Below are 16,074 nucleotides of genomic sequence, written 5' to 3'. Positions count from 1 at the left end.
TTCCACGCTATCCGTCTGCCCGGAAGGACGAAGAGAAGGTCGGCATGCATGGAGATCGATCCGCAGGGCACACGATGGTCCGGAGGTTGATAACTATGGTTCCCGTTCTTCTTGTTCTTCTGCTCGCTCTGATCCTTTTCGGTGCCGGTTTCGCACTCAAGGCGCTCTGGTGGATCGCCGTGATCGTCCTGATCGTGTGGGTCCTCGGCTTCGTGATCCGTCCGACGGCAAGCGGCGGCAAGCGTGGCCGCTGGTACCGCTGGTAGACGGCCTGAGCAGCACACATACATGGGTGGGGCCCGACGCTACGGCGTCGGGCCCCACCCATGTCACGTCCCGGTGAGCACGGGACGAAAGGGGTGACATTTCCGTTTCGGGGTAGTTGGAGGCAATGGCCGGAGGCGGCGTGACGCCAGGAACCATGGCCCTCCAGCATGACGTCTCCGGCCATCCGCTCGGCGTCGGCGTACGGCGCGGATGTGTGAGCCCAAGAACCCTGGGAACCCGAATTCCTGAAGGAACGTCACCGAATTCGATGACACCCGAAAAGCCTCCGCCGCACGATCGCGGACGGCAACGAATTTCGATGAGGGAGCCGTACTTTATGAGTGACAACATCTGGGGCTACCAGCCGACCACCGGCTACACCGCGGGCACCGACCTGACCGGATTCAAGGTCGAGGCCACCGACGGCAGCATCGGCAAGGTCGACAAGCACTCGGACGACGTCGACTCCTCCTACCTCGTCGTCGACACCGGCGTATGGATCTTCGGCAAGCACGTCCTGCTCCCGGCCGGGACGGTCCGGTCGGTCGACCTGGACGAGCACAGGATCCACGTCGACCTCACCAAGGACCAGATCAAGAACTCCCCCGAGTTCGACAAGGACAAGCACGTCGGCGACGTCGGCTACCACGAGCAGGTCGGCGGCTACTACCAGACGCAGCGCGGCATCTGACCGCGACACCGTACGAGAAGGGGCCCCGCCGGAAACACTCCGGCGGGGCCCCTTCTCGTACGCCCGAACAGTCGTCGGACGCGACACCGTCTACAGGTCAGTCATCCTTCTTGACCGGCTCCAGAATCGCCACGCACTCCACGTGATGCGTCATCGGGAACAGGTCGAACGCGCGCAGCGTACGCACCTTGTAGCCGCCGTCGCGGAAGTACGCGATGTCCCGGGCCAGTGCCGCCGGGTCGCAGGCGACGTAGGCGATCTTCCGGGCGCCCAGCGACGCCAGGTGCTCCACCGTCTTCTTGCCGGCGCCCGCGCGGGGCGGGTCCAGGACGATGAGGTCGACCTCGGCGATGCCGGTGCGCGGGAGGACCGCCTCGACCTTGCCCTGCTCGATGCGAACCCGCTCGAAGCCGGCGAGGTTGTGCCGGGCGTCCTCGACCGCGCGCTTGCCCGACTCGATGCCGAGGACCGCGCCCTGGTCGCCGATGCGGTCCGCGAGGGCGCCCGCGAAGAGGCCGACGCCGCAGTACAGGTCGAGGGCCATGTCGCCCTTGCGGGGCAGCAGACCCTGCATGACGGCCTTGACGAGGGTGTCGGCGGCCATCGGGTGGACCTGCCAGAAGCCGCCGCTGCCGACCCGGTAGGTACGGCCGTCGGCCCGCTCGCGGACGAACGCACGGCCGTGCACACGGTGGATGCCGCCGTCCTGTTCGGCGACCCGCATCACGGAGACAGGCTTGTCGAGTTCGACGAGGGGCAGCCGGGCGCCGGGCTGCGGTTCCAGGATCACCATGCGGTCCTGGGATCCGGTCGCGGCGATCGCGTCGACGGACACCATGCCGGCCCAGTCGCGCTCCTCGATGCCGAGTTCGGTGACGCCCTCGGCGGCGATCATGCAGCGCTCGACGGGCTCGACCTCGTGCGAGCGGTGGCGGCGCAGACCGGCGTTGCCGTCCGCGTCGACCGCGTACTGCATGCGCGTGCGCCAGGCCGGGACCTCGCCGGCGGGAAGCTTGTCGCCCTCGGCGGGCATCACGGTGCCGTCCCAGCCGGCCTCCTCGGGCGTGAGGCCCGCGAGACGCTGCAGCTGCTCGGCGATGACCTCGCCCTTCAGGCGGCGCTGCGCACCCGGCTTGGCGTGCTGCCAGTCGCAACCGCCGCAGCGGCCGGGGCCGGCGTACGGGCAGGGTGCCTCGACACGGTCCTTGGACGCGTCGATGATCCGTACCGCGTCGGCGCGCAGGAACCGCGCGCCTTCCTCGCCCTCGGTCACGCGGGCCACGACGCGCTCACCGGGCAGCGTGTGCCGGACGAACAGGACCTGGCCCTCGTCCGTGCGGGCGATGCAGTGCCCGCCGTGCGCGACGGGCCCGATCTCGACCTCGTACTCCTCCCCCACCAGCGACTTCTTCGGTTCTGCCTGCATGGTGGGGTGACTCCAGATGCGATGGGGGGTACGGCCGGACAACAGCCGACCAGTCTACGTGCTTCCGGCGCCCGCCGATCGCACCCGCCGGACAGCCCGCCATCGCACCCCCGACAGGCCGGCCCCGGCAGACCGCGCCCGCCGGGGCCCCCACCTGTCTGCGGTCATTTCTTGGCGGTCGGCTCCTTGTGCCTCTCGTGCGCGGGGCCCCGGCGCACCGCACCCGGCGCGTTCCAGTCCTGGCGCCTGCGGGCGCGCAGCTTCGCGGCCTCGGAGGACTCCAGCTGGTAGGGCACCGAGGTGACCATGACGCCGGGCGTGAACAGCAGGCGGCCCTTGAGACGCAGGGCGCTCTGGTTGTGCAGCAGGTGCTCGTACCAGTGGCCGACCACGTACTCGGGGATGATCACGGAGACGGCGTCGCGCGGCGACTCCTTGCGCAGACCCTTGACGTACTCGATGACGGGCCGGGTGATCTCGCGGTAGGGCGAGTCGAGGACCTTCAGGGGCACGTCGATGCCGCGCCGCTCCCACTCGTCGCGCAGGTTCTTGGTCTCGGCCGGGTCGACGTTGACGCTGAGCGCTTCGAGGGTGTCTGAGCGCAGCAGCTTGGCGTAGGCGAGGGCACGCAGCGCGGGGCGGTGGATCTTGGAGACCAGGACGACGGAGTGGACGCGTGAGGGGCGGACGCTGTCGTCGGACGGTCCGTCGGGGGCGGCGAGTTCCTCGGAGACCCGGTCGTAGTGCTTACGGATCGCGGACATCGTCACGTAGAAGATCACCATGCCGAGCAGGGCGACCCAGGCGCCGTGCGTGAACTTGGTGACGAGGACGACGACCAGGACGAGGCCGGTGAAGAAGGCGCCGAAGGCGTTGATGGCCCTGGAGCGGACCATGTGGCGCCGCTTGGCCTGGTCGGTCTCGGTGGCCAGGTGACGGTTCCAGTGCCGGACCATGCCGGTCTGGCTGAGCGTGAAGGAGACGAACACGCCGACGATGTAGAGCTGGATCAGCCGGGTCGAGTCGGACCCGTAGATGATCACGAGCATGCTCGCGGCGCCGGCCAGCAGCACGATGCCGTTCGAGAAGGCGAGGCGGTCGCCGCGGGTGTGCAGCTGGCGCGGCAGGTAGCGGTCCTGGGCGAGGATCGAGCCGAGCAGCGGGAAGCCGTTGTACGCGGTGTTCGCGGCCAGGAAGAGGACGAGGGCGGTGGCGGCGGCCAGCACGATGAACAGGAAGCTGCCCTTGCCGAACACGGCTTCGCCGACCTGGGAGATCACCGGGTTCTGGACGTAGTCGGCGCCGACCGCCATGCCGTTGTGGATCAGGTCGGTGGCGGGGTTCTCGGCCATGCGCACCTTGGTGACCATGGCGAGGGCGATGATGCCGCAGAACATGGTGACGGCGAGCAGGCCCATCGCCGCGAGCGTGGTCGCGGCGTTTTTCGACTTCGGCTTCCGGAAGGCGGGGACGCCGTTGGAGATCGCCTCGACGCCGGTGAGGGCGGCACAGCCGGAGGAGAAGGCGCGCAGCAGCAGGAAGACGAGGGCGAAGCCCGCGAGCCCCTGGTGCTCGGCCTTGATGTGGTACTCGGCGGTGGGCGCCCGCATGGTGTCGCCGAGGACGAGGCCGCGGAAGGCGCCCCACGCGATCATGATGAAGACGCCGGCGACGAAGACGTAGGTCGGGATCGCGAAGAGCTTTCCGGACTCCTTGACCCCGCGCAGGTTCATCAGCGTGAGCAGGATGATGACGGCGACCGCGCAGGGAACCTTGTGCTCCACCACGAAGGGCACCGCCGAGCCGAGGTTCTCGATGCCGGAGGCGATGGAGACGGCGACGGTGAGGATGTAGTCGACGAGCAGGGCGCTGGCGACCGTGAGGCCGGCCCGCGGGCCGAGGTTGGTGTTGGCCACCTCGTAGTCGCCGCCGCCACTCGGGTACGCGTGCACGTTCTGGCGGTAGGAGGCGACCACCGTGAACATCAGCACGACGACCGCGACCGCGATCCAGGGGCTGAAGTGGTAGGCCGACACGCCCGCGATGGAAAGGACCAGCAGCACTTCTCCGGGCGCGTACGCCACGGAGGAGAGCGGGTCGGATGCGAAGACGGGCAGGGCGATGCGCTTCGGCAGGAGCGTTTCGCCCAGCCGGTCGCTGCGCAGGGCCCGCCCGATCAGAATCCGTTTGGGCACGTCGGTCAGTTTGGACACAACAGGGAATCGTAAGGGCTCGAACTGGCAGCCGCCCACCCGCCGTCCCTGTTCGTCTCACCATCTGCTCTCCGAGTGAAATCGGGAGCCCTTCCGGCTGCGGATTCCGTGGTCCCGGAGGCTCACGTGTCTATATGACAAAACCCCCCACTCTGACCGCCTTGGAGAACCCATGCACCTGAGCCCGGAACTCATCGGCGCCACCGTCGGACTGGTCGGCCTCGGAATCCTGACCCTCGCGAGTGTTCGCAGCATCACACGGCGCTGAGTCCCGCCGCCCGCCGCCGTCTCCCGGCCGCCGCGGGAAAAAGCGCAGGCGACGCTGCACAGGGGTGCCGCCGGATGACCGCGCGTGTGTAGCTTGGGCGGCGGTCTGAGACCCTGTTTGCCCGAGCCGTAACCATTGACATCCGGAAGGACGGTCGTGCACATCGTCATCATGGGCTGCGGAAGAGTGGGTTCCGCTCTTGCCCAGAACCTGGAGCAGCAGGGGCACACGGTCGCCGTGATCGACCAGGACCCCACCGCCTTCCGTCGGCTGGGCTCCGGGTTCGGCGGCCGTCGTGTCACCGGCGTCGGTTTCGACCAGGACACCCTGCGCGAAGCGGGCATCGAGGAGGCGGGCGCTTTCGCCGCCGTCTCCAGCGGTGACAACTCGAACATCATCGCCGCCCGCGTGGCCCGCGAGATGTTCGGCATCGAGAACGTCGCGGCACGCATCTACGACCCGCGCCGCGCCGAGGTCTACCAGCGCCTCGGCATTCCGACCGTCGCCACCGTCCGCTGGACGGCCGACCAGATGCTCCGCAGGCTGCTCCCCTCGGGCGCCGAGCCCCTGTGGCGCGATCCCACCGGCGGTGTGCAGCTCGCCGAGGTGCACACCTCCCCCACCTGGGTGGGCCACAAGATCAGCCGGCTCCAGGAGGAGACCGGCGTCCGCGTCGCGTTCCTCACCCGGCTGGGCGAGGCGGTCCTGCCGACCTCGCAGACGGTCCTGCAGGAGGGCGACCTGGTGCACGTGATGATGCGCACCGACGAGGTGGACAAGGTCGAGGCGGCGTTCGCCAAGGGCCCTGAGGAAGAGGCGGGTCACTGATGAGGGTCGCCATTGCCGGTGCCGGTGCCGTGGGCCGCTCGATCGCGGGCGAACTGCTGGAGAACGGTCACGAGATCCTGCTGATCGACAAGGCTCCGACCGCCATCTCGGTCGAGCGCGTCCCGCAGGCGGAGTGGCTGCTCGCCGACGCCTGCGAGATCACCTCCCTGGACGAGGCCGCGCTCCAGCGCTGCAACGTGGTCATCGCGGCCACGGGTGACGACAAGGTCAACCTCGTCGTCTCCCTGCTCGCGAAGACCGAGTACGGCGTCCCCCGGGTCGTCGCCCGGGTGAACAACCCCAAGAACGAGTGGCTCTTCAACGAGTCGTGGGGCGTGGACGTCGCCGTCTCCACCCCGCGTCTGATGTCGGCCCTCGTCGAGGAGGCCGTCAGCGTCGGTGACCTGGTGCGGCTGCTCCGCTTCAGCCACGGCGACGCCAACCTCGTCGAGCTGACCCTGCCGCCGGAGTCCGCCCTGGCCGGCACGACCGTCGGCGACGTCGAGTGGCCCGAGGACACCTCCCTGGTGACCATCATCCGCGGCACCCGCGTCCTGACGCCCTCCCGGGAGGACTCCCTGGAGGCCGGTGACGAACTCCTCTTCGTGGCCGCCCAGGCCCGCGAGGAGCAGCTGGAGGACCTGCTGTCGGTGCGCCGCGAGGAGGCGCCGAGCTAGCGGCCGTCCGCGGTACGACGATGGGGGCGCCCGGAGATTCTCCGGGCGCCCCCATCGTCGTAGAGGTATCGCTGCGATCGTCCCGGCGTGCGGTGCGGGCTTCCCCGCGTGTGCCGCCGGCGTCCCTCGTCCGTTCGGGAGGGCCTACGCCTCGCGGCGGTGGCTCGCCGGGGCGGTGGTCTCGCCGCGTTCCTCGGCGAGGGCGGCCTTGCGCTCCTTCTCGGCCTTCTCCTCGGCCTCCATCTCCGCGAACACGTCGATGGGCGGCGGCGCCTTGGCCAGGAAGACCCAGGTCAGCCAGACGGCGAGCAGGAACGGCGGGATCTTCAGGGCGATGAGCACCCAGCCGAACTGCGTGGTGTCGCCCCACCAGTAGAGCGGGAAGAGCACCGCGCACTTGGCGAGCAGGATCAGGCCCCAGGCCCAACTGGCCTTCGCGTACGCCTTCTTGCGGCCGGGGTTGCGGGTGCGCCAGGAGAGGTTCTCCTTGAAGACCGGGCCGAGGATCAGGCCGATCAGCGGGACGCCCGCGAGGGTCGTGACGATGTAGGCGACGGCCAGGCCGAGCGTGTAGAGCATGCCCGGCAGGTAGAAGTCCTTGGCGTTGCCGGTCATCATCGCGAAGACCACGCCGAAGGCGACGCCGAAGACGCCGCTGAAGGCGTGCTTCACGGTGTCGCGCCGCACCAGGCGGACCACGACGAGCAGCAGGGACACGGCGAGGGCGGCGATGGCCGACCAGTGCAGGTCCTTGTTGATCGTGAAGATGGTGACGAAGAGCAGGCCGGGCACCACCGTCTCGACCATGCCGCGCACGCCGCCGAAGGCCTCGAAGAGTGCGGCCTCCGTCACCGCCCTGGAATCCTGCTGGGGGTCTTCGGTCGGCTTGTCGAGCGACGTCACCGGCTACTCCCGTCCGAGCGGTCTGAGTTCGTACTTCGGATTGAACAGCACCCTACGGCCCCGGCTCATCGAGATGCGCCCGGATGCGATGAGCTTGCGCCCGGGCTCGATGCCGACGATGGAGCGGCGGCCGAGCCAGACCACGTCCAGGGCGGCCGAGCCGTCGAACAGCTCGGCCTCCAGGGCCGGGACGCCGGCGCGCGGCCGCAGAGTGACCGTGCGCAAGGTACCAGTAACCGTGACGATCTGCCGGTCCTGGCAGTCGCCGATACGGGTGCAGCCCGTGGTCGCGGTGTCCTCCCGCAGCTCCTCGGACTCCAGGTCCTCCTGGGTCGAGGAAAGCCGGTCCATCATGCGCCGGAACCGGCCCGCCGGCTTTTCGGAACGAGGAACAGCACTCATACCGAAAGCGTACCGGTGAGCGTTGAGACCTACGTACCCACGGCCCCCCGGACCGAACCGGGGCCCGCGGGGGTCGCGGGGACCGCCGAGGGCGTCACGTTCCGTACATGCGCACGCGTCATCGCCCGCACCGGCGTTCCCCCACCCCTCGCACCGGACAGCGCGCCACGCCTCGAACAAAGAGGCGGGGTCACCGTTCGAACCGGTAGCCCATCCCGGGCTCGGTCATGAAGTGCTTGGGGTGCGAGGGGTCGGCCTCCAGTTTGCGGCGCAGCTGGGCCATGTAGACCCTCAGGTAGTTCGTCTCCGTCCCGTACGACGGCCCCCACACCTCCTGGAGCAGCTGCTTCTGGCTGACGAGCCGGCCCGTGTTGCGGACCAGGACCTCCAGCAGGTGCCACTCGGTGGGGGTGAGGCGGACGTCCCGCCCGTCGCGGTGCACCTTCTTCGCGGCCAGGTCGACGGTGAAACCCGCGGTCTCCACGATCACGTCGTCCTCGCCGCCCCCGGTCGGCTCCGCGCGGCGGACGGCGGCGCGCAGCCGGGCGAGCAGCTCGTCCATGCCGAAGGGCTTGGTGACGTAGTCGTCGGCGCCCGCGTCGAGCGCCTCGACCTTCTCGTCGGAGGAGTGCCGGGCGGACAGCACCAGGATCGGCACCCTGGTCCAGCCGCGCAGCCCCCTGATCACCTCGACGCCGTCCATGTCGGGCAGGCCGAGGTCGAGGACGATGACGTCGGGGTGCCGGGCGGCGGCGAGCTGCAGCGCGGTGGCTCCGTCGGGGGCCGCGTCGACCTCGTACTTGCGTGCCTTCAGGTTGATCACGAGGGCTCGGGTGATCTGCGGCTCGTCGTCGACCACGAGGACCCGGGTCATGAGACCTGCCTTTCTGCGACTGCTGACGGGGCGGCCACGTCGGGCCCGCGGTCCACGGCCCGCAGCGTGAGCACCATGGTGAGTCCGCCGCCGGGGGTGTCCTCGGCGTTGAGGGTGCCGCCCATCGCCTCGGTGAAGCCGCGGGCGACGGCGAGGCCGAGGCCCACTCCGTTGCCGCGCGGGGCGTCCCCGTAGCGCTGGAAGGGCGCGAAGATACGGTCCTTGGCCTCGTCCGGGACGCCGGGGCCGCGGTCGACCACCCGGACCTCGACCCGGTCGGCGATGGCGCTCGCGGCGACCAGGACCCGCTCGTCGAGGGGGCTGTACTTGACGGCGTTCTCGACGAGGTTGGCGACGGCGCGCTCCAGGAGTCCGGCGTCGACGGCGACCATCGGCAGGCTCTCCGGGATCTCCAGGTCCACGCTGTCCTCGGGAACACCGCCGAGTGCCATCGGGACCACCTCGTCGACGTCGATCTCGCGGATCAGCGGGGCGACGGTGCCGGTCTGGAGCCGGGACATGTCCAGCAGGTTGCCCACGAGGTGGTCGAGGCGGTCGGCGCCGTCCTCGATTCCTGCCAGGAGTTCGGCCTCGTCCTCCTCGGACCAGGCGACGTCGTCGGAGCGCAGGGACGACACCGAGGCCTTGATCCCGGCGAGCGGGGTGCGCAGGTCGTGGCTGACGGCGGCCAGCAGGGCGGTGCGGATGCGGTTGCCCTCGGCCAGTTCCTTGGCCTGGTCGGCCTCGTGCTGGAGACGCTGGCGGTCGAGCACGACCGCGGCCTGGGCGGCGAAGGCCGCCAGCACCCGGCGGTCGGAGGCGGGCAGTACCCGCCCGGACAGGGCGAGGGCCATGTGGTCGCCGACGGGCATGTCGACATCGGCGTCCTCCGGCCGGGCCGAGGGGTCCGGTCCGACGCTGCCGGCGCAGGTCCACGGTTCGACGTCGTTCACCCGCTCCAGCAGCGCGACGGACTCCATCGCGAAGGTCTCGCGGACCCGCTCCAGCAGGGCCTCCAGGCTGGTCTCGCCGCGCAGCACGCTGCCCGCGAGGAAGGAGAGGATCTCCGATTCGGCGCGCAGCCGCGCCGCCTGGTGGGTGCGGCGGGCCGCCAGGTCCACCACCGAGGCGACCGAGACGGCGACGCCCACGAAGATCACGATGGCGACGATGTTCTTCGGGTCGGCGACCGTCAGCCGGTGCAAGGGGGGTGTGTAGAAGTAGTTCAGGAGCAGGGATCCGAAGGCGGCCGAGGCGAGCGCCGGGAGGAGTCCGCCGAGCAGGGCGGCCGCGACCGTGACGGCCAGGAAGAGCAGCATGTCGTTGGCGAGGCCGAGGTCGATGGTGTTCAGCAGCAGGGCCAGCACCACCGGGCCGCCCACCCCGACCAGCCAGCCCCAGATGATCCGGGAGCGCCCGAGCCGGGCGCCACGCGCCACGGGCAGACCGCGGCCCTTGGCGACCTCTTCGTGGGTGACGATGTGGACGTCGAGGTCTGGTCCCGACTCGCGGGCGACGGTGACACCGACGCCCGGACCGAAGACGTACTGCCAGGTCTTGCGGCGCGAGGAGCCGAGGACGATCTGGGTGGCGTTGACCCCGCGCGCGAAGTCCAGCAGGGAGGCCGGTATGTCGTCGCCCACCACGTGGTGGAAGGTGCCGCCGAGGTCCTCGACCAGGGTGCGCTGGAGCGCCAGCTCCTTCGGTGAGGCGGCGGTCAGTCCGTCGCTGCGCGCGATGTAGACGGCCATCACCTCGCCTCCGGCGCCCTTCTCGGCGAGCCGCGCGGCCCGCCGGATCAGCGTGCGCCCCTCGGGGCCGCCGGTCAGTCCGACGACGATCCGCTCCCGTGAGCCCCAGATCTTGGAGACCCGGTGCTCGCTGCGGTACTCGGTCAGGTACTCGTCGACCCTGTCGGCGACCCAGAGCAGCGCCAGTTCGCGCAGGGCCGTGAGGTTGCCCGGGCGGAAGTAGTTGGACAGCGCGGCGTCGACCTTGTCCGACTTGTAGATGTTGCCGTGGGCCATACGGCGACGGAGCGCGGGTGGCGACATGTCGACCAGCTCGATCTGGTCGGCCCGCCGGACCACCTCGTCGGGCACGGTCTCCCGCTGCCGCACGCCCGTTATCGACTCGACGACGTCGCCGAGTGACTCCAGGTGCTGGATGTTGACGGTGGAGACGACGTCGATGCCGGCGGCGAGCAGTTCCTCCACGTCCTGCCAGCGCTTGGCGTAGCGCGAGCCGGGGACGTTCGTATGGGCCAGTTCGTCCACCAGGGCGACGGCGGGGGCCCGGCGGAGCACCGCGTCGACGTCCATCTCGGTGAAGGCGCCGCCCCGGTACTCCAGCTCCCGGCGCGGGACCTGCTCCAGACCGTGCAGCATCACCTCGGTGCGGGGCCGGTGGTGGTGCTCGACGAACGCCACGACACAGTCGGTCCCGCGCTCGACGCGGCGGTGCGCCTCGGAGAGCATCGCGTACGTCTTGCCGACGCCCGGTGCCGCACCGAGGTAGATCCGAAGCTTGCCGCGTCCCATGAGCCCTATTGTCTTCCTGTAACCACCGTGTACGCAGCGTCGACCTTACGGCCAAGAATTCCGGCAAAGGGGACGAGGGGCCGGTCGGAGGACGTCCTTGACGCAACCCTGATGCCCGCACGGCCCCGCGCGCTGTGCCACGCCTTGCCGGACGTGGTGCGACGCGACGTCCCGCACGGCGTGACGCAGCCCCACCCGGCACGACCTGTGCGCCACCCGGCTGTGACACCGCCGGCGTCAGGGACCCGGACGCGGCCCCCCTGACAGACGGACACCGCCCTCTAGTGCTCGATCAGCTCGCCGTCGCTCAGCTCCAGCACCCGGTCGGCGAGATCCAGCAGGGTCGCGTCGTGGGTGGCGACCAGGGCGGTCACCTGCTGACTGTGGACGACGGCGCGCATCAGCTCCATCACGGCGTGGCCGGTCTCCGCGTCCAGCTGACCGGTCGGCTCGTCGGCTATGAGCAGGGCCGGATCGTTGGCCAGGGCGCGGGCGATGGCCACGCGCTGCTGCTGGCCGCCGGACAGCTCCCCCGGGCGCTGGGCCGCGTGGTCGGAGAGGCCGACGAGGGAGAGCAGCAGCTCGACGCGCTCCTCACGCTCGCGGGTCCCGGCCCGGCGCAAGCGCAGGGGAACCCCGACGTTCTCCGCGGCGGTGAGGATGGGGATCAGGCCGAAGGACTGGAAGACGAAGCCGATGCGGTCGCGGCGCAGGCCGAGCAGACCGCCCTCGTCGAGCGTGGAGAGGTCGAGGCCGTCCACGACGACGTGCCCCCCGTCCGGTGAGTCGAGTCCTCCGACCACGTTGAGCAGCGTGGTCTTGCCCGAGCCGGAGCGGCCCTTCAGGGCGACGAGTTCCCCGCGCGGCACGTCGAAGGAGACGCCGCGCAGCGCGTGCACGGCGGCTGCTCCGGTGCCGTACGTACGGTGGACGTTCTCGACGCGCAGCATGGTGTCGGTGGCGGCGCCCGCACCGGTGACGATCTGGCTCATGTTCCCTCCCCGTGATCCCCCGTGGACCGGGCGCCAGTATCGCGACCCGACGCCCGGTCCCTCAATGGTTCATCGCACGAGACCCCCGTTTCGGTTCACGCGGGATTGTCGCCGTGCGTCAGGGTCTCCCACGCGACGAACAGGTTGTTGCTGCCGGCCGGGCGGTTCTGCTGGGTCAGCTGCTGGGTGTTGGTCATCGCGATGCCCAGGCGGTTGTGCAGGGCGTTGTAGCCGACCTCGGTGACCGGACCGAGCCCGAGGTTGAGCGATCCGCCGCACAGCGAGCTCGGCACCGCCGCGCCCAGCTGGTACTTCGCCTGGAAGCCGAGCGCCTGGCGCAGCCGCTCCCCCACGTCGGTGCCGTACAGGTCCTGGCCCTGGATGCGGCTGGTCTCGGCGATGTGCGAGATGGCGGAGATGCCGTACCCGGTGTGCGTGAAGTCGCGGCAGGTCTCCTGCGTGAGCCCGGTGACGAAGGTGGACTGCCCCTGCCAGTAGCTGACGATCTTCGCCGTGGTGTCGAGGTTCTGGCTCGGCACCGTCTTGGGCACGGAGCCGTCGGTGGACAGGTACACGTACGCCGCGGTCCGCGTCCGGAACTTCGCCATGGCCTTGTCGTACGACGTCTTGTCCTCCAGGAAGACGGAGATGCCGACGGCGGCCTCCATCATCGACAGCTCCCAGTTCCCGTTGGAGTTGGAGCCGTTGATGATCTCGGGCAGGTAGACGGTGCGCAGCATGGTCGCGAAGCGGCCGGAGTTGGTCCAGGTGCCGGTGTACGTGTACTTGATGATCTCGGCGGCCTTGGGCCAGGAGGAGCCGGCCCAGCCGGTCTGCAGGGGCGCGTTGCTGTTGGTGTGGTCCTTGATCACCGCGGACCAGGCGTCCATCAGCTCGATGGCCTTCTTCGCGTACCGTTCGTCGCGGGTGACGTACCAGGCGAGCGCGTCGGTGTACGCGGCGATGGCGTCCTCCCGCTCGTCCGTACACCCGTAGTTGGGGTTGGAGTACGAGCCGCACTCGACGGTGGCGCGCGGTGCGGCGGTGCGGGTGAGCGAGGCGTACCTGCTCGCCATCATCTGGTCGTAGGCGCCCTTCCAGGGCTGCGCGCCGGCCAGCACCTGGGTGCGGGCGAAGTCCAACTGCCCCTTGGAGACGGTGACTCCGGGGTGGACGAAGGCGGCGGGCGCGGCCTCGGCGCGGTGGGCGCCGGGACCGGACAGGAGCGTTCCCACGAGCGCGGCGGTCGCTGCGACCGCCATGACGAGGAACGCGGGGCGCCTTCTGCGGCGCCGGGGTGTGGGGGTGTCGGACATGCAGAGCCATCCGTTCTTGTATGTGAACGACGCATGGAATGCTGAACATGTGCGCTGGCCGGTGACCATAGGTACGGACCAGGCTTCCGTCAAGGCCTGAAGAAAGACCCGCTGCTCAACTACCGTTCATGTACGAGAACTTGACGATGGCATCCCGGGAGGGCCCGCACGGTCGGGACACCCACGGGAACCCCGGACACAGGAAAGGGCCGCATCCCGCTGGGGATGCGGCCCGCCTGATGACCGGCTAGCGAACCTCGGTGATCTCCGGTCCGCGCTGCAGCTGTCCCATGCCGCCGGAGAAGCGGGAACCGCTCTGCTCCTCCTGCTGGACACCCTCGGGGACCATCTGCGCGTCGTTCGGCAGCTTCAGGACGATCGGGTCACGGGGGGCCATCGGACCCTCACCGCGGACGACGACCGTGTCCCGGAAGATCTGCTCCAGCAGGCCGGCGGCCTGCGGCTGCACCGCGCCCTGCCCGGAGATCACTCCGCGCAGGAACCAGCGGGGGCCGTCCACGCCGACGAAGCGCACGACCTGGAAACCGCCCGTGCCGTCCGGCAGCTGCACGGGCACCTGGGCCCGCAGCTCCCAGCCCAGCGGGCCCTCGACCTCGTCGATGACCCCGCCCTGCTGGGTGATCCCGGAGGCGATCTCCTCGCGCACCTCGCCCCAGATGCCCTCGCGCTTGGGAGCGGCGAAGGCCTGCAGCTGCACGGCGCTGTCCTTCAGGACGACGGTCGCGGCGACGATCGCGTCACCCGCGACCTCGACGCGCAGCTCCATGCCGTCCACTCCGGGCACGAAGAGGCCACCCAGGTCCACACGGCCCTCGGAGGGGTCACGGACCTCGGTGCCGTCCCAGGGTCCATCGGGGCGCGGCTCGGGTTCGAGGCGCACGCGCCGGCGGCCCTCGCTCTCGTCCGTCTCAGCGTCGACGCCGTCGACGACCTGCTCGGCCTCGCCCGCCGCGTCCTCGGCGGCACTGCCCTTCTTGCGACGTCCGAACACGTCACTGTCCTTCCCGGTCGGATACGACCGATGCGTATCGATTCCCACCCGTTGTGCCGTCCACGACGGCATGGCCGCCGGTGGACCCGAAGCCCCCTGCGGCCCGCGCCGAGTCGGGAAGCTCCGCGACCTCCCGGAAGCGAACCTTCTCGACCTGCTGGACGACCAGTTGAGCAATCCGGTCGAAGCGCTCGAACCGCACCGACTCGTGCGGGTCGAGATTCACCACGATCACCTTGATCTCCCCACGGTACCCGGCATCAACCGTCCCCGGGGCATTCACGAGGGCGACGCCGCAGCGGGCGGCGAGGCCGGAGCGCGGGTGCACGAAGGCCGCGTACCCCTCGGGCAGCGCGATGGACACGCCCGTCGGCAGAACGGCCCGTTCGCCGGGCTTGAGCTCGCGGCTCTCGGTGGTCCGGAGATCGGCTCCGGCGTCGCCGGGGAGCGCGTACTCGGGAAGCGGGACGTCCGGGTCGACGCGGCGGATCAGCACGTCGAGCTCGGGACGGGGGTCACGGGTCACGGGTTCACCTCGAAGGCACGGGCTCGCCGGGTCTGGTCCGGGTCGTTCATGGCGGCCCGGATCTCCTCCGGGCGTCCGTTGTCGATGAAGTGGTCGACCTTCACCTCGACGAACAGGGCGTCGGCGCGGACGGCGACGGGGCCGTCGGGCCCGCCGATCCGACCGGTGGCGGTGCAGTAGATCTTCCGGCCGGCCACCGCGGTGACCTCGGCCTCCAGATACAGCACGGTGTCGACGGGGACGGGGCGGACGAAGTCGGTCTCCAGCCGCCCGGTCACGGCGATCGTCCGCAGCAGCCAGTTCAGGGAACCCAGCGTCTCGTCCAGCGCGGTGGCGAGGACACCACCGTGCGCGAGACCGGGGGCGCCCTGGTGCACGGGCCGCACGGTGAACTCCGCCGTGATGCGGACACCCTCACCCGCGCGGGCCTCCAGATGGAGCCCGTGGGGCTGTCCCCCACCGCACCCGAAACAGTGTTCGTAGTGTGCTCCGAGCGGCTCACCGGGAGCGGGCGCGTCGGGGTGCCGCACCGGCGCGACGGCGTCGGCGGGAGGCGTCAGAGCTGCGGAAGTACCACTCACAGGCGCAGACCTTACCCGCGCGTCCACCAAGTCTTCGCACCGTGCCAAGCTTGGCTTCATGCAGCTCTCCGCATCCCCGTACGAAGAACGCCTCACCGCACCCCGGTCGTGGTGGGTGATCAGCTTCCTGGTCGGGCTCGCGTTGGCCCTCGTCTTCCTCCCGTTCGGCACCCTGCCGATGCTGGGAGCCCTGGTCGGCGGAACCGCCGTGGCGGCGGTCGCGGCCAGCGCGTACGGCTCGATCCGTATCCGGGTGGTCCGCGACGCGCTGATCGCGGGCGACGCGCGGATCCCGGTAGCGGCCCTCGGCGACGCGGAGATCCTGGACCAGGAGGAGGCGCGCGCCTGGCGCACGCACAAGGCCGACACCCGCGCCTTCATGCTCCTGCGCTCGTACATCCCGACGGCCCTTCGCGTCCAGGTCACGGACCCGGCGGACCCGACGCCGTACCTGTACCTGTCGACCCGGGAGCCGGAGCGTCTGATCGCCGCCCTGGAAGCGGCGCGGGCGTCGGACCAGCCGGTCACGCCTCGCACGCCGCACGAATGACCGCCAGG

At 70.2% G+C, this 16,074-nt stretch carries 16 protein-coding genes; 5 read left to right on the top strand and 11 right to left on the bottom strand.

Features of this window, described 5'->3' with window-relative positions; genetic code table 11:
- Nucleotides 1-95: 95 nt before the first annotated feature.
- Both ACIRQH_RS36915 and ACIRQH_RS36910 read left to right on the top strand, forming a co-directional pair.
- Nucleotides 96-266 carry a hydrophobic protein gene (locus ACIRQH_RS36915; protein ID WP_164369086.1) on the top strand — a complete coding sequence of 57 codons (171 nt, stop codon included), beginning with the start codon at nt 96-98 and terminating at the stop codon, nt 264-266.
- Between the two features lie 338 nt (nt 267-604).
- The gene (locus ACIRQH_RS36910) at nt 605-958 is read left to right on the top strand and encodes a PRC-barrel domain-containing protein (protein WP_404229426.1); all 354 of its coding nucleotides are present in this window, start codon (nt 605-607) and stop codon (nt 956-958) included.
- A 97-nt stretch (nt 959-1,055) separates the two neighbouring features.
- On the opposite strand, the gene ACIRQH_RS36905 is transcribed toward ACIRQH_RS36910, so the two are convergent.
- On the bottom strand, nt 1,056-2,384 hold the full coding sequence (locus ACIRQH_RS36905) for a class I SAM-dependent RNA methyltransferase (protein ID WP_388867544.1): 1,329 nt from the start codon (nt 2,382-2,384) through the stop codon (nt 1,056-1,058).
- Nucleotides 2,385-2,548: 164 nt separating this feature from the next.
- A complete protein-coding gene (locus tag ACIRQH_RS36900) occupies nt 2,549-4,597 on the bottom strand; it encodes an APC family permease (protein ID WP_388867547.1) in 2,049 nt (682 codons plus the stop codon).
- Between the two features lie 424 nt (nt 4,598-5,021).
- Here ACIRQH_RS36900 and ACIRQH_RS36895 point away from each other — a divergent pair, with 424 nt between their 5' ends.
- A complete protein-coding gene (locus ACIRQH_RS36895; RefSeq protein WP_355871257.1) occupies nt 5,022-5,693 on the top strand; it encodes a TrkA family potassium uptake protein in 672 nt (223 codons plus the stop codon).
- Nucleotides 5,693-6,370 (top strand): TrkA family potassium uptake protein, encoded by a 678-nt coding sequence (locus tag ACIRQH_RS36890; RefSeq protein WP_358819470.1) that lies wholly within the window; start codon nt 5,693-5,695, stop codon nt 6,368-6,370. The genes ACIRQH_RS36895 and ACIRQH_RS36890 overlap by 1 nt, the downstream gene beginning before the upstream one ends.
- Before the next feature lie 144 nt (nt 6,371-6,514).
- On the opposite strand, the gene ACIRQH_RS36885 is transcribed toward ACIRQH_RS36890, so the two are convergent.
- The 9 genes from ACIRQH_RS36885 to ACIRQH_RS36845 all read right to left on the bottom strand — a co-directional run bounded on the left by ACIRQH_RS36885 (nt 6,515) and on the right by ACIRQH_RS36845 (nt 15,516).
- Nucleotides 6,515-7,273 (bottom strand): DUF3159 domain-containing protein, encoded by a 759-nt coding sequence (locus ACIRQH_RS36885; protein ID WP_388933332.1) that lies wholly within the window; start codon nt 7,271-7,273, stop codon nt 6,515-6,517.
- Between the two features lie 3 nt (nt 7,274-7,276).
- Nucleotides 7,277-7,675 (bottom strand): OB-fold nucleic acid binding domain-containing protein, encoded by a 399-nt coding sequence (locus ACIRQH_RS36880; protein WP_355871266.1) that lies wholly within the window; start codon nt 7,673-7,675, stop codon nt 7,277-7,279.
- A gap of 190 nt (nt 7,676-7,865) precedes the next feature.
- Nucleotides 7,866-8,549 (bottom strand): response regulator, encoded by a 684-nt coding sequence (locus ACIRQH_RS36875; RefSeq protein ID WP_164375168.1) that lies wholly within the window; start codon nt 8,547-8,549, stop codon nt 7,866-7,868.
- On the bottom strand, nt 8,546-11,089 hold the full coding sequence (locus tag ACIRQH_RS36870) for an ATP-binding protein (protein WP_358819472.1): 2,544 nt from the start codon (nt 11,087-11,089) through the stop codon (nt 8,546-8,548). The genes ACIRQH_RS36875 and ACIRQH_RS36870 overlap by 4 nt, the downstream gene beginning before the upstream one ends.
- A gap of 281 nt (nt 11,090-11,370) precedes the next feature.
- A complete protein-coding gene (locus tag ACIRQH_RS36865; protein WP_358819473.1) occupies nt 11,371-12,081 on the bottom strand; it encodes an ABC transporter ATP-binding protein in 711 nt (236 codons plus the stop codon).
- Nucleotides 12,082-12,176: 95 nt separating this feature from the next.
- Nucleotides 12,177-13,397, bottom strand: coding sequence for an alginate lyase family protein (locus tag ACIRQH_RS36860; protein ID WP_388867560.1), 1,221 nt, complete (start codon nt 13,395-13,397; stop codon nt 12,177-12,179).
- Nucleotides 13,398-13,644: 247 nt separating this feature from the next.
- Complete coding sequence (locus ACIRQH_RS36855) at nt 13,645-14,409, bottom strand: DUF3710 domain-containing protein (RefSeq protein ID WP_358819475.1); 765 nt, start codon at nt 14,407-14,409, stop codon at nt 13,645-13,647.
- 1 nt (nt 14,410) lies between these two features.
- Nucleotides 14,411-14,935, bottom strand: a complete 525-nt coding sequence (gene dut, locus ACIRQH_RS36850; RefSeq protein WP_388867564.1) for a dUTP diphosphatase — start codon at nt 14,933-14,935, stop codon at nt 14,411-14,413.
- On the bottom strand, nt 14,932-15,516 hold the full coding sequence (locus ACIRQH_RS36845) for a PaaI family thioesterase (RefSeq protein ID WP_358819477.1): 585 nt from the start codon (nt 15,514-15,516) through the stop codon (nt 14,932-14,934). Before ACIRQH_RS36845 ends, dut begins: the two co-directional genes overlap by 4 nt.
- A 58-nt stretch (nt 15,517-15,574) precedes the next feature.
- Here ACIRQH_RS36845 and ACIRQH_RS36840 point away from each other — a divergent pair, with 58 nt between their 5' ends.
- Nucleotides 15,575-16,066, top strand: coding sequence for a DUF3093 domain-containing protein (locus ACIRQH_RS36840; protein ID WP_404229419.1), 492 nt, complete (start codon nt 15,575-15,577; stop codon nt 16,064-16,066).
- Nucleotides 16,067-16,074 lie beyond the last annotated feature (8 nt).

Source organism: Streptomyces sp. NPDC102279, assembly GCF_044766365.1.
In the GTDB taxonomy this organism is placed as follows: domain Bacteria; phylum Actinomycetota; class Actinomycetes; order Streptomycetales; family Streptomycetaceae; genus Streptomyces.
The sequence above is the reverse complement of the archived record's forward strand: the minus strand, read 5'-3'. Positions and strand labels throughout refer to the sequence as shown.